The organism is Brevundimonas sp. (assembly GCF_035561115.1).
In the GTDB taxonomy this organism is placed as follows: Bacteria; Pseudomonadota; Alphaproteobacteria; order Caulobacterales; family Caulobacteraceae; genus Brevundimonas.
Genome location: NZ_DATMYH010000116.1, coordinates 1 through 13,620 on the forward strand (window position 1 = coordinate 1; position 13,620 = coordinate 13,620).

General features: G+C 69.5%; 7 protein-coding genes. 1 reads left to right on the top strand and 6 read right to left on the bottom strand.

From position 1 onward, the window contains the following. Nucleotides 1-387 precede the first annotated feature (387 nt). Both ligD and VN378_RS15765 read right to left on the bottom strand, forming a co-directional pair. Nucleotides 388-3,015 (bottom strand): DNA ligase D, encoded by a 2,628-nt coding sequence (gene ligD, locus VN378_RS15760; protein ID WP_325744507.1) that lies wholly within the window; start codon nt 3,013-3,015, stop codon nt 388-390. Nucleotides 3,016-3,158: 143 nt separating this feature from the next. Next, nucleotides 3,159-4,481: an ammonium transporter gene (locus VN378_RS15765; protein WP_325744508.1), complete on the bottom strand. Its 1,323-nt coding sequence runs from the start codon at nt 4,479-4,481 to the stop codon at nt 3,159-3,161. Nucleotides 4,482-4,780: 299 nt separating this feature from the next. Between VN378_RS15765 and VN378_RS15770 the strand changes: the two genes are divergently transcribed. Then, nucleotides 4,781-7,594 (top strand): pitrilysin family protein, encoded by a 2,814-nt coding sequence (locus VN378_RS15770; protein ID WP_325744509.1) that lies wholly within the window; start codon nt 4,781-4,783, stop codon nt 7,592-7,594. A 67-nt stretch (nt 7,595-7,661) separates the two neighbouring features. Here VN378_RS15770 and VN378_RS15775 read toward each other — a convergent pair whose 3' ends face one another. From VN378_RS15775 to VN378_RS15790, 4 genes are all read right to left on the bottom strand, one after another. Further along, nucleotides 7,662-8,681 (bottom strand): NAD-dependent epimerase/dehydratase family protein, encoded by a 1,020-nt coding sequence (locus VN378_RS15775; RefSeq protein WP_325744510.1) that lies wholly within the window; start codon nt 8,679-8,681, stop codon nt 7,662-7,664. Between the two features lie 70 nt (nt 8,682-8,751). Further along, entirely contained in the window at nt 8,752-11,169 is a 2,418-nt protein-coding gene (locus tag VN378_RS15780; protein WP_325744511.1) for a glucan 1,4-alpha-glucosidase, read from the bottom strand. Between the two features lie 11 nt (nt 11,170-11,180). Beyond that, nucleotides 11,181-12,113 (bottom strand): alpha/beta hydrolase, encoded by a 933-nt coding sequence (locus tag VN378_RS15785; protein WP_325744512.1) that lies wholly within the window; start codon nt 12,111-12,113, stop codon nt 11,181-11,183. Next, nucleotides 12,110-13,612 (bottom strand): MFS transporter, encoded by a 1,503-nt coding sequence (locus tag VN378_RS15790; RefSeq protein ID WP_414642265.1) that lies wholly within the window; start codon nt 13,610-13,612, stop codon nt 12,110-12,112. The genes VN378_RS15785 and VN378_RS15790 overlap by 4 nt, the downstream gene beginning before the upstream one ends. Nucleotides 13,613-13,620 lie beyond the last annotated feature (8 nt).

Consider the following 13,620-nt stretch of genomic DNA (forward strand, 5'->3'; position numbering starts at 1 on the left):
CCCCCAGCGCGGTCCGGTTCCGCCACCGGCCGCCCGAGGGCGACCTGCGGCGTCCCGCAACGATCACACCCCGCCGCACGCGATGGCCCTGGCGCCAGACGCCCTCCCCCGCGACGGGATGCAAATAGTATGGGGCCGCCCAGGCCGGTGCTGATGATTCAGTTCGGGAAAAGCGGAAGAGATTGAAGAGGCGGGATATTTTCCCGCCAACCCGACTATGTATCCCGCGAGTAGCGTCATCCGTCTCCTCCCTGTTCGCGCAGCGAATGGGGAGGGGGACCCCGAAGGGGTGGAGGGGTATCTTTCCGAAGCCCGTGCGGTCGGCGCCCCTCCACCGCTTCGCGGTCCCCCTCCCCATCGGCTTCGCCGACAGGGAGGAGACGGGAGTCACAGCACCGTCTTCAGCACCGGACGGAGATTCACCGCCCCATCCCGGAAATCCTTCCACGGATCGGGCTTCTTCAGCAGGGCGGCGGCGTCGTGGAGGGTGTAGGCGCGGGGGTCGAGGCCGGTCTTCACCTGGGCCCAGGACAGGGGGAAGGCGATCCCGGCGCCGGGGCGGGCGCGCGGCGACCAGGGGGCGACGGCCGTGGCCATGCGGCCGTTGCGCAGATAGTCGAGGAAGATCTTTCCGCCCCGCGCCTTCTTGGCGATGGTGGTGGTGAAATGGTCCGGATCGGCGGCGCGGACACGTTCCGAGATCGCCTTGGCGAAGGCCTTGCACTGGTCCCATTCGATGCGGCTTTTCGCGTCGGCCCTGATCGGCGCGACGACGTGCAGCCCCTTGCCGCCCGTGGTCTTGACGAAGGGGTTCAGGCCCAGGGATGCCAGCTCCTTCCTGACCGTTTTCGCCGCGGCGATGACGTCGGCGAAGTCGAGACCCTCGTCGGGGTCGAGGTCGAAGGTGATCTGGTCCGGCGTTTCGGGGTCGCCCGGCTTGCAGCCCCAGGGATGCAGTTCCAGCCCGCCCGACTGGCCGATGGCGACCAGGCCGCCGACGTCGACGACGCCGACATAGGGTTTGCGCTCCTTGACGTCGATCAGCTTCAGCCGCGGGTTGGAGCCCGGCATGGCGTGGCGCTGGAAGAATTTCTCGCCCGTGATCCCCTCGGGCGCGCGGATGATCGAGACGGGCCGGTCGGCGACGTGGGGCAGGATGCGTTCCGCCGCCATCTCATAGTAGCGGACGAGGTCGGCCTTGGTCAGGGCGGCTTTCCCGTCGGCGGCGGGCCACAGGATGCGGTCGGGGTTGGAGATGGTCACCCCGGCGACGACCAGCTTGCCCTTGCCCGTTCCCCCGCCGGGGGCGCGGCGCTCTCCCGGCATGGCCAGAACCGTCGTGCGGGAGTGACGGCCGGGTTCCTTCGCAGGATCGGACGGCGTGTGGGGGGCCTCGGTCACCTCGGCCGGCGGCTTGTCCTCGCGCAGGCCCTTGAAGGCCGCCTGGCGCAACGAGCCGGTGTCGGTGTAGCCGCCGTGCTCGACCTCGGCGACGAGGACGGGTTTGACCCAGTGGATGGTCATGCCGCCGGCGCGCGACTTCCTCGGCGCCGACTTGCCGACGAAGGGGCTCCTGTCGGTTTCGGCGGCCCTGAGTTTTGGCAGCAGGGTCTTGAGCAGGGTCTGGTTGTAGCCGGTGCCGACGCGGCCGAGGTGGCGCAGGCCGCCGCCCTCCTTCGCGTCCTCGTCCTGCACCCCGACGATCAGGGAGCGGAAGCGGTCGCCCTCGGAGGTCCAGCCGCCGATGACCACCTCGTCGCCGCCGCGGCATTTGGACTTCAGCCAGGTGGTCGAGCGACCGGCCTGATAGGGGGCGTCCAGCTTCTTGGAGATGACGCCCTCGAGGTCCATGCGGCAGGCGCTGTCGAGGATGGCCTGGCCGGTGGTGGCGAAATGGTCGACGTAGCGGATGCGCGCGCGGGCGGCTTTCGGAATGCGGTCGATGAAGGCCTGCAGCCGGGCCTTGCGGTGCGACAGCGGCAGTTTGCGCAGGTCCTCGGGCCCTTCGAACAGCAGGTCGAAGGCGAAATAGACCAGGTCGCCGGTCTTGCCGGCCGAGATGGCGGCCTGCAGGGCCGAGAAGTCGGGCATGTGGTTTTCGGCCAGGGCGCAGAGCTCGCCGTCGACGACGGCGTCGGGCCAGCGGGCGGCGTCGGCGGCCAGCTCGGGGAATTTGTCCGACCAGTCGAGGCCCTTGCGGGTGCGCACCGTGCCCCGGCCACCGCCCGACGCGACCTGGAGCCGGTAGCCGTCGAACTTGATTTCGTGCGCCCAGCCGGTCCCGTGCGGGGGATAGTCGGCGATCCTGCACAGCTGGATGGGCACGAAGGCATGGGGTCTGGAGGCGTGGCTGGTCACGGCGGCCCGGGCCTCCGGCTTCGGCGGCGCGGCGCGGGCGGTCTTCTTCGGCGAACCCCACTGCTTCCGGCCCTCGGCGATCTCGGCGAGGCTGCGTCCGGTCGCGATGGAGGCGTCGATCTGCATGTTGGCGTCGCCCTCTCCGGGGACGGCGAATTCGTCCTTCTCCTTGATCAGCAGCCAGTTGTTGCGTTTCGACGGCTTGCCGCGGTCGGAACGCAGTCGGATCAGGGCCCATTTTCCTTTCAGCCGCTCGCCGTGCAGGACCATCTTGATCTGGCCTTTGGCGAAGGCCGCGTCGAGGTCGGGCTCCTGCGGCTCCCAGGTTCCGCGGTCCCACATCTGCACCGTACCGGCGCCGTAGTTTCCGGCGGGGATGGTCCCCTCGAACGTTCCGTAGTCGAGCGGATGGTCCTCGACCTCGACGGCGAGGCGTTTGACCAGGGTGTCGCGGGACGGGGCCTTGGTCACGGCCCAGGACTTGAGCACGCCGTCCAGTTCGATGCGGAAGTCGTAGTGCAGGCGCGTCGCGGCGTGACGCTGGATCAGATAGGTCAGGGCGGTGGATTTCGCCTTGCCCTTGCGGCCGGACGGCTCGGGGGTGTCCGCGAAATTGCGTTTCGCCTGATAGGTTTTCAGTTCGCCGTGCGCCGCCATGGCTGACTCAACGCCGGTTGGCCGGGAGCGTTGCCGGTGAAGAGTGCTAGTGAGCGAGAGGTGAGCCGATGCGGCGACAGTGACTTGCTCACCCCTTGCTCACCAGCACTCCTCGCCAGCCGGCAGACGCGTTCCTTTACGGCCTACTGATGGATCGTCTCGCCGTGCTGGGTGTAGTCGAGGCCCTCGATCTCCTCCTCTTTAGCCACCCGCAGGCCGGTGGTGAATTTGCAGATCATCAGGATGAGGAAGGTGCCGATCCCGCTCCAGGCGATGACCGCGGCCAGGCCGATGGCCTGGTTGAGCAGATTGGCGTTGGCGGCGGCGGGGTTGATGGCGGCGGTGGCCAGGACGCCGGTCAGCAGGGCGCCGACGACGCCGCCGACGCCGTGCACGCCGAAGGCGTCGAGGCTGTCGTCATATTTGAAGGCGCGCTTGAGCCAGACGGCGCCCGCGTAGCAGGCCGGGCCGGAGAGAATGCCGATGATGAAGGCCCCCTTGGGATCGACGAGGCCGGCGGCGGGGGTGATGCCGACGAGGCCGGCGACGATGCCGGACAGCAGGCCCAGAAGGGTCGGGCGTTTGTGGTCGATCCACTCCACGGCGGTCCAGCCGATGGCGGCGGCGGCGGCGGCGAGGATGGTGTTGAGGGCGGCGACCGCGGCGATGCCGTCGGCGGCCCAGGCCGAGCCGGCGTTGAAGCCCAGCCAGCCGACGAACAGCAGGCCCGTGCCGATGGCGGTGAAGGCCAGGTTGTGCGGCGCCATATTGTCCCGGCCGTGGCCGTGGCGCGGACCCAGGACGAGGGCGCAGACGAGGCCCGCGACGCCCGCATTGACGTGGACCACCGCGCCGCCGGCGAAGTCGAGCACGCCGAGCGATCCCATCCAGCCGCCGCCCCAGACCTGATGACAGATCGGGACGTAGACCAGCAGGTGCCACAGGAAGAAGAACAGGATGGAGGCGGAAAATTTGATCCGCTCGGCGAAGGCCCCGGCGATCAGGGCCGGGGTGATGATGGCGAAGGTCAGCTGGTAGGCGATCCACAGGAACTCGGGCAGGCCGGGCGCGAGGCTGTGCGCGGTCGAGGGGGTGACGCCGTTCAGGAAGGCCGCCTGCAGGCCGCCGATGAAGCCGTTGGTCGAAGGCGCGCTGGAGCCGAAGGACAGGCTGTAGCCGACGGCGAACCACAGGACGGTGACGATGGCCAGGGCGGCGGTGGAATGGGCGATGGTGGCGATGACGTTCTTGCGCCGCACCATGCCGCCGTAGAACAGGGCCAGACCCGGCAGGGTCATCAGCAGGACCAGGGCCGTCGAGGTCAGGATCCAGGCCGACGACGCCTCGTTCAGCCCCAGCGGCGCCTGATGGGCCAGCAGCGCAGGCGCGGGCGCGGCGGCGAGGGCCGGTGCAGCGCCCAGGATCGAAATCGCGACCACGAGAAAGGCAAGAAGGCGGGCAGTCATGCGCGGGATCCGTCCGGGAGGTCAGAAAGGCTCGGCCCGAACCGCGTTCGACGCCGCGGAAACAGATAGGAGTGCATTGCAGCGCACAAGGCAAATCATTTCGTGTGCGGCGCAATATTCTCCGGCAGCGCTGCGCCGGCCGGGGGTTGAGTCGTGTCTTGCGGCACGAACTGACCGTCGATCATCGCGATTGCGGTATCATTACACAGTTGCAATGATTCACGTATTGCGCGCGAAGGCTGTCCGGGTGTCATTTCCCTTCGCCATTCGCCGCTGTCGCGGTTTCAGGGGGATACACCATGCGCAACGTCCGTCGCCTCGCCTTGCTCGGAGGGGTCGCCACGACCCTGCTGTTCGCCGCGGCCGTCCAGGCCGAAAGCGCCGCGCCGGCGTCCGCTCCGCCGGCCGCCGTCGCCGTGACGCAGGAGCGTCTGGCGCCCCTGCCGGACGTGGACATCCCCTTCACCAAATTCGTTCTGAACAACGGCCTGACCGTGATCGTCCACGAGGATCACAAGGTCCCGATCGTGGCCGTGAACATCTGGTACCACGTCGGCTCCAAGAACGAGCCGCAGGGCCGGTCGGGCTTCGCCCACCTGTTCGAGCACCTGATGTTCAACGGCTCGGAGAACTACAACACCGACTTCTTCAAGGGCACGGAGCTGCTGGGCGCCACGGATCAGAACGGCACCACCAACACCGACCGCACCAACTATTTCCAGAATGTCCCGACCTCGGCCCTCGACTCGATCCTGTGGCTGGAGAGCGACCGGATGGGCCACCTGCTGGGCGCGATCGACCAGGCGCGCCTCGATGAACAGCGCGGCGTGGTCCAGAACGAGAAGCGCCAGGGCGAGAACCAGCCCTATGGCCGCGTCTGGAACGCCATCACGGCCGCGACCTATCCGGACGACCATCCGTACGGCCACACCGTCATCGGCTCGATGGACGATCTGAACGCGGCCGACCTGCCGACCGTGCAGCAGTGGTTCCGCGACTACTATGGCCCGGCCAACGCCACCATCGTCCTGGCCGGCGACATCACGCCCGAGCAGGCCCGCGAGAAGATCGAGCGCTATTTCGGCGACATCCCGCCCGGACCTCCGGTCACCCAGCCGGTGCAGATGGTGGCCCGGATGACCGGCGAACTGCGCGAGACGATGTACGACCGGGTCGGCCAGCCGCGCCTGTACAAGGTGTGGAACACGCCGCGGGCCGGTTCGGCCGATTCGGACCATCTCGGCATGCTGGCTCAGGTGTTGAGCTCGGGTCGCAACTCGCGGCTCTACAAGCGGCTGGTGTTCGACGACCAGATCGCCACCCAGGTGGCGGCCTTCAACTCGGAAAGCGAGATCGGCAGCCAGTTCCTGGTGATGGTCACGGCCAAGCCGGGTCAGGATCTGGCCCGGATCGAGGCGATCGTCGACGAGGAGATGGCCCGGCTGCTGCGCGACGGCCCGACGGCCTCCGAGCTGGAGCGCGCACGCACCAGCGTCGGCGCCGGCTTCGTTCGGGGCCTTGAGCGGATCGGCGGCTTCGGCGGCAAGTCCGACATCCTCGCCGAGAGCGAGGTGTTCCATGGCGATCCGGGCGCATGGCGCGCCTCCTATCAGCGCATCGTCGCGGCCCGGCCAGCGGATCTGACCCAGGTCGGCCGCGAATGGCTGACGGACGGCAGCTATTCCCTGCAGGTCCTGCCCTTCCCCGACTATGCGGCCCAGGCCACGGACGTCGACCGCTCGGCCGGGGTTCCGCCGGCGACCGAGGCGGCGCAGGCGGTGTTCCCGACCATTGAACGCGCCCAGCTGAGCAACGGGATGAAGGTCATGTTCGTGCAGCGCGCGAGCGTGCCCACGGTCAGCATGAATCTGATCCTCGACGCCGGGGCGGTGGTCGACGAGGACGGCCGCGCGGGTCTGGCGCAGCTGACGCCGCAGGTGATGACCAACGGCACCGACGATCTCGACGCCCTCGAGATCAGCGACCGTCTGCAGCTGCTCGGCGCCACCCTCGGCGCGGGATCGGGGACCAACTCCACCAGCGTCGCCATGACGGCCCTGTCCTCGCGGCTGGACCCGTCGCTGGACCTGTATGCGGACGTCATCCTGAACCCCGCTTTCCGGCCCGAGGATTTCGATCGGGCCCGGGCTTTGCAGGTCGCCGGCATCCAGCAGGCCAACCGGAACCCCGGCGCCATCGCGCGGCGGGTCCTGAACGCCGAGATGTACGGGCCCGGCAATCCATACGGACGTCCGGCCAGCGGGACCGAGACCACGGTCGCGACCCTGACCCCGGCCGACGCCCAAGCCTGGCATGAGACCTGGTTCCGGCCAGACAACGCCACCCTGGTCGTGGTCGGCGACACCACCCTGGCCGAGCTGACGCCGAAGCTGGAGCGCGCCTTCGCCGGTTGGCGGGCGCCGGCGACCCCGCTGCCGGCCCGGCCTGGTCCGGCCGACGCGCCTGAGTCGTCGGGCCAGCCGCGCATCCTGATCGTGGACCGCGCGGGACCGCAGTCGACCATTCTGGCCGGTCGCGTCGTTCCGGCCTTCGATCCGGCCACGGAGGCGGCGATCGACACGATGAACACCGCCCTGGGCGGCGCCTTCACCAGCCGGATCAACATGAACCTGCGCGAGGACAAGGGCTGGTCCTACGGCGCCGGCGGCGGCGTGCCCTATGGCCGGGGCGAGCGGATCTATTCCGTCAGCGCCGGGGTCCAGTCCGACAAGACGGCCGAGAGCCTGGCCGAGCTGCGCCGGGAACTGACCGAGGTTGTGGGTTCGCGCCCGCTGACCGAGGAAGAGATCCGGGCGGCCCGGTCCAACATGGTGCTGGGTCTGGGCGGCAACTGGGAAACCAACGCCGCCATCGCCGGCGAGCTGCAGAACATGGTCGTCTGGGGCGTGCCGGAAAATTACTATGACACCTATGCCGGAACGGTCGGTTCCATGACCGCGGCCCAGGCGGCCGTGGCGGCCCAGGCCGTCGTCGGTTCCGGGCCCACGACCTGGGTGGTGGTCGGCGACCGGGCGGCGATCGAGCCGAAGATCCGGGCGCTCGGGTTCGCCGACGTGCAGGTGGTCGATATCCACGGCCGTCCGGTCCAGTAGGGCCAGCAGATCGGTCGAACGGACGGAAAGGGGGCGGGGCCGGCGACGGTCCCGCCTTTTTCGCGGGTCAGACCCGGTAGAAGTCGCGGTACCAGTCGACGAACCGTTGGACGCCGATGTCGATGGGGGTCGAGGGCGAATAGCCGAGCGCGGCCCGCGTTTCCGACACGTCCGCCTCGGTGCGGGTCACGTCGCCGTCCTGCACCGGCATGAGATTGAGCTCGGCCTTGCGGCCCAGCGCCTCTTCCAGGACGGCGATATAGCGCATCAGCGGTTCCCGGCGGCCGGCACCGAGATTGAGGATGCGCCACGGCGCAACGCCGGAGGTGGAGGGGTTCGGCGCCTCGGCCCTCCAGGCTGGATCGACGGCGGCGGGACGGTCGAGGGCGGCGACGACGCCGTCGACGATATCGTCGATGAAGGTGAAGTCCCGCTCCATCTCGCCATGGCCATAGACGTCGATCGGCCGGCCTTCGAGGATGGCCCGGGTGAATTTGAACAGCGCCATGTCCGGGCGTCCCCACGGTCCGTAGACGGTGAAGAAGCGCAGCCCGGTCGAGGGGAAGCGGAACAGGTGGGAATAGGAATGGGCCATCGCCTCGTTGGCGATCTTGGTCGCGGCGTAGACGGTCAGCGGATGGGCGACGCCCTGTTTGACCGAGAAGGGCAGGGCGCCGTTGGCGCCGAAGGCGGAACTGGTCGAGGCGAAGACCAGATGTTCGGCCTTCACCGCGCGGGCGCCCTCGAGCACGGTCAGGAAGCCGACGACGTTGGAGTCGATATAGGTCTCGGGCGCCTCGAGACTGTAGCGCACCCCGGCCTGGGCGCCGAGATGGACGATGCGGCGCGGCGCCTCGGCGGCGAACAGGGCGGCCATGCCGGGGCGGTCGGCAAGGTTGAGCGTATGGTGGCGATAGCCGGGCTGAACCAGCAGCCGGTCGAGGCGGGCCTGTTTCAGCGCCGGGTCGTAGTAGCTGTTCAGATTATCGACGCCGATCACCGTCTCGCCGCGCGCCAGCAGGCGGTTGGAGACATGGAAGCCGATGAAGCCGGCCGAGCCGGTGACGAGGACGGGGCCCTGGGTCATGGGCCTTGGTTAGCCCCGCTTGCGCCAACCCGCCACCCCCAAGCCCGGGGGTGACGGCTTCCGGAATGGACTATCGTGCGTAGCGCTCCTCCACCGGCGCATAGCGGTCCCACACCGCGCGATCGGCCAGCGAGCGCAGCAGCTTGACGTATTCGGCGTGGGTCCAGGCCAGGGGGGTGGCGGAGTTGGTGCCCTGGCCGGGCCGATAGCCGTGCGGCGTCGCATCGCCGACGGCGTCCCAGACCTGTTCCGGCAACAGCAGACCGTCGTTGGCGAAGGACTCCATGCCGCGCACATATGTCTGGCGGATGGCGTTCAGCTGCGTCGCGTTCCACGCCTGATCGGCGGATGGATGGGCCAGAAGGGCGGCCAGCTCGTAGTGGCCGCGTTCGCCGGTGAAGATGGGCCAGACCCGGCCGCGCTGGCCCGGCGTCATGCCGCCTACGCCGTAGGCGCCGCCGGTTTCGGTGTTCTCGCCATAGCCGTCGTTGCCGTAGCGGCGGAAGCCGGGGACGCCGTTCAGGTCGTAGCGGACGCGGAACCGGGCCTCGCGGGTCTGGTCGTCGTACTCGGGCAGGCTGGCGGTGATCGAGGGGGCGTCGGCGGCGCGGACGCCGTAGCGCACCAGTTCGAGGAAGCCGCCGTCGATGATGCGGTCCTCGGGCATGGCGGGCTGGCCGTTGTTCTCGCCCAGCGGCAGTTTGTCGTTGGGGTCCTCGTTGCGGCTCAGGCGCAGGAAGTAGCGGCCATCGCCGTATTCGCCGGCGGTGGTGAACATCCGCGCCTCGATCTTCGCGGCGTAGTCGTCGGCGGCGGCCTGATAGCGGGCGGCGGAGGCCGGATCGCCCGAGGTGCGGGCGATGTCGGCGGCGACGGTCAGGCCCGTGATGACGGCGGCGGTGGTCGAGGGGGAATAGCCCTCCTGCTCTTCCCAGCGTTCCTGCTGGGTCCAGGGCGGGGCGATCTGGCGGTCGTTCCACAGGAGGCCGGCCTTGCCGCCGTCGACGAGGAAGTCGGCGGCGGGTTTGATCATCCGCGTGTACATGGCCGCCAGTTCGGCGTCGTCGATGCGGCCGGCCTTCCACAGCTTCCAGCCCAGCATGATCGGCATGGCGGTCTGGTCGAGCTGGACCCCGACCCATTCGATCTGGCCGTCGACGTGGGTCTTCTGCAGGAACCAGCCGGTCGCGCCGGTATTGCCCGGCGTGTCGGCGCGGACCTGGACCTGGGGCAGGTAGCGGAAGGCGGCGACCGGCGTCTCGGCGTCGCCCAGGGCCATCAGGGCCATGGCCACCTGATAGAAGTCGCGCGGCCAGACGGCCTTGTAGCCGGTCGAGGATTCGGTGGCGTCGACGGTGTCGCCCCACGGATTGGACAGGGAGGCGATCAGGGCGCCGGCGTGTGTCCGATCCTCCTGCACCTTCAGCATCAGGGCCGAGGCGAAGGCCAGTTTGCCGCCGTCGGTGGACTGTTCCGCGATGCGGGGCAGGTCGGTCAGGGAGGCGATGTAGTCTTCCCAGCCGATGCGATCGTCCTCGCCGTTGAAGCGGGCGAGGACCTCGTCGAGGCCGGCGGCCACGGTCCGGTTGGCGGCGCTGCTGGCGGCCGTCCGGGTGGAGCCGAAGCCGATGACGAAGTCGCGGCTCAGGGACTGACCCGGTTCCAGCCCTGGCAGGCCGCCGGTCAGCATGATGGCGCCCGTCCCGGCTCCGGTGGTTCCGTAGGCGTTGTCCAGTCGACCGTCGGCCAGATCGGTCAGGCCGTCCGAGACGCCGACGAAGCCCACGCTGGCGGTCTCGAACGGCCAGGTCGGCCGAAGCGCCAGATGGACGTCGCCTTCGGAGGCGTAGAGCGCCCCCTGTCCGGCCTCGCCGGAATCGCCGACGCCCGTATTGGCCATGTGGGGCTCGAGCAGGACGTAGGGGGTGATCCCGCCGTTCAGGGCCCGGACCGTCGTGCGGACCACCAGCGACTGGCTGTCCGGATCGGTGAAGACGCGCTTCTCGATCTCGTAGCGGCCCTGCCGGTCGGTGGTGACGACGCGGTAGGCCGGCGACAGCGGACGCCCCTGTTCGTCCGTGTGCAGATATTCCGTGCGGCTGGTGGTGTCGGTCCCCTCGACGGACAGGCCCGTGTCGGTGACGACGGCGAAGCGCAGCTGCTTGATCTGGGCCTCGTGGATCAGGCCGTACATGGTCTCGGTCAGGACGCCGTCGGCGAGGGAGAACCAGACGCGGCTGACGGTCCCGGTGCGGCCGCCGTCGCGGTACTGGCCATCGACATAGGCCTCGTACGAGGCGCCGGCGCCGGTCTTGGCGGCGTTGACCCAGGTCGGCCTGTCGCCGGGCGCGCCGGGGGCGACGGAGACGATCTCCGGGGCCGGGTCCGGCGCCGTCGGGGCGCCGCCGTCGGGCGACAGGCTCTCGAAGGTCGAACAGCCGCCGGTGGCGATCAGGGCGGCTCCGAGGAGAAGCGGGGACAGGCGCATGGCGGAACTCGTCAGGCTGGGGGAAGCAGGAAGGTGAGGGGGGCGTCGAGACGCTGGTTCCAGCTCTTCTCGTTGTGCTCCGCGCCGGGGAAGACCAGCGAGCGGAAGCGGTCGGGCGGCCAGCCGGCGGCGCGGATGGCGGCGTCGATGCGGGTTTGAAAGACGGCGTAGAACTGGTCGAGGGTTTCGTCGCCGCGATCGAAATAGAGGCGGTGCGCGCCGGGCGGCGGCAGGTCGGCGCGGACCACGCCGGTCCAGGCTTCGGTGAGCCGGTCGCGCCAGGCGGCGAGGGCCGCCGGCTCCGTCAGCTGTTCGATGCGGATGGGCCAGTGGGTCGAGACGCAGCCGGCGGCTCCGAAGACGCCGGGATGTTTCATCAGCGCGTAGAGAGAGATCAGGCCGCCCATGCTGCTGCCCATGATCACCGTGTCGTCGCGGTCCGGGCGGGTGCGGTAGGCGCCGTCGATGAACGGCTTCAGCTCCTCGACCAGGAAGCGGACATAGCCATCGGACAGGGGCTCGCCGCCGTAGATGGCCTGGACGTCGGTGCGCATGTCGTCGGGCAGGGCGCGGATGAGGTTGGCGGGAATGTATTCGCGCAGGCGCAGCGGCGTGTTGTGGATCCCGACGACGATGGGGGGGCGGATCTGACCGTCGCCGCCGAGCCGGGCGACGTGCTCGTCCACGCCCCATTCGGCGCCGTAAGGCGCGCGGGCTGCGTCGAACAGGTTCTGGCCGTCGTGCATGTAGAGGACGGGATGGCGGGCGTCCGAGGCGTCGTAGCCAGGCGGCAGCCAGACGGTGACGTCGCGCGGCTGGACATGGGCCGAGGGCATGGCCGGGTGTTCGACCAGCCGGCCCCGGGTCGGGGCGTCCGCGCGGGCCGGCCCCGCAAGGGGGAGGGCGGACAGACCCGCCAGCAGGGCGCGGCGGTCGAGCCTCATGCCGTCTCCGGCCCCTGTGTCGTCTCCGGTACGAGCAGGCTGGCGCCGGCGGCGATCAGGAAGCTGGCCGCGCCGAGGACCAGGGCCCAGATGGGGTCGCCGCCGAAGACGGCCTTGAGCACGGCCCCGAGGATGGTGGCGGCGACCAGCTGGGGCACCACGATGAAGATGTTGAAGACCCCCATGTAGACGCCCATCTTCCGGCCCGGCACGGCGTTCGACAGGATGGCGTAGGGCATCGACACGATCGAGGCCCAGGCGAAGCCGACGCCGATCATCGGCAGCCACAGCAGGGCCGGGTCGCGGATCAGGAAGACGCCGAGGAAGCCGGCGGCGCCGAGGGTCAGGTTGACCGCGTGGGCCCCGCGCAGGCCGATCCTGTGGGCGACGACCGGGATGAGGAAGGCGGCCAGGGCGGCGACGCCGTTGTAGACGCCCATCAGCACCCCGACCCAGTTGGCCCCCTCGCCATAGCCGGCCGAGGTCGGATCGGGCGAGGCGTAGTGCACGGCGGTGACGGCCGGGGTCATGTAGATCCACATGGAGAACAGGGCGAACCAGCTGAAGAACTGGACCACGGCGAGGCCCTGCATGGTCTTCGGCATGGCGAAGATGTCGCCCATGATGTCGGTCAGGGCGTTGGAGCGTCCCGCCGCCGCGAGCGCCCCCGCGGTCATCTGCATCAGGCCGAAGGCGAGGACGAAGCCGGCGAGAACGTAGAGCTCCTTCTGCAGGTCGAAGGCGCCCACTGCGCCGACGCCCAGGGCGCCGGCGAAGGCCCAGAGCAGACCCCCCGTGTACCAGGCCGTTCGCGACCGGGCGACGGCGGGCGCGTGGCCGGCATCGCGGGCGGACTCGAAGGCGTCGATCTGTTCGGGGCTGTATTCGCGGGTGGTGAAGACGGTCCACAGCACGGCGGCCAGCAGGGCGGCGGCGCCGACATAGAAGGAGATCCGCACCGCCATCGGCACCACGCCCTCGGGCGCGGTCGAGGCGACGTCGAACCACTCGGTCAGAATCCACGGCAGGCAGGAGGCGAACACCGCCCCGGCCCCGATGAAGAAGCTCTGCATGGCGTAGCCGGCGGTGCGCTGCTCCTCGGGCAGGTTGTCGCCGACGAAGGCGCGGAACGGCTCCATGGTGATGTTGATCGAGGCGTCCATGATCCACAGCATCGACGCGGCCATCCAGAGCCAGGGCGAGTGCGGCATGACCACCAGCGCCAGGGTGGTGAGGATCGCTCCGACCAGGAAATAGGGCCGCCGCCGGCCCAGCCGGGTCCAGGTGCGGTCGCTGAAATAGCCGATCACCGGCTGGACCAGCAGGCCGGTCAGGGGCGCGGCGATCCACAGGATGGCGAGGCTGTCGACCTCGGCGCCCAGGGTCTGGAAGATGCGGCTGGTGTTGGCGTTCTGCAGGCCGAAACCGATCTGGATGCCGAAGAAGCCGACGCACATGTTCCAGATCGCCCAGCCGCTGAGGCGGGGACGGACGGACAGGGGCGGGG

Coding starts and splice junctions, on each gene's coding strand:
- VN378_RS15765 (WP_325744508.1), bottom strand. CDS start 4,481: ATGACTGCCCGCCTTCTTGCCTTTCTCGTGGTCGCGATTTCGATCCTG.
- VN378_RS15775 (WP_325744510.1), bottom strand. CDS start 8,681: ATGACCCAGGGCCCCGTCCTCGTCACCGGCTCGGCCGGCTTCATCGGC.
- VN378_RS15780 (WP_325744511.1), bottom strand. CDS start 11,169: ATGCGCCTGTCCCCGCTTCTCCTCGGAGCCGCCCTGATCGCCACCGGC.
- ligD (WP_325744507.1), bottom strand. CDS start 3,015: ATGGCGGCGCACGGCGAACTGAAAACCTATCAGGCGAAACGCAATTTC.
- VN378_RS15770 (WP_325744509.1), top strand. CDS start 4,781: ATGCGCAACGTCCGTCGCCTCGCCTTGCTCGGAGGGGTCGCCACGACC.
- VN378_RS15785 (WP_325744512.1), bottom strand. CDS start 12,113: ATGAGGCTCGACCGCCGCGCCCTGCTGGCGGGTCTGTCCGCCCTCCCC.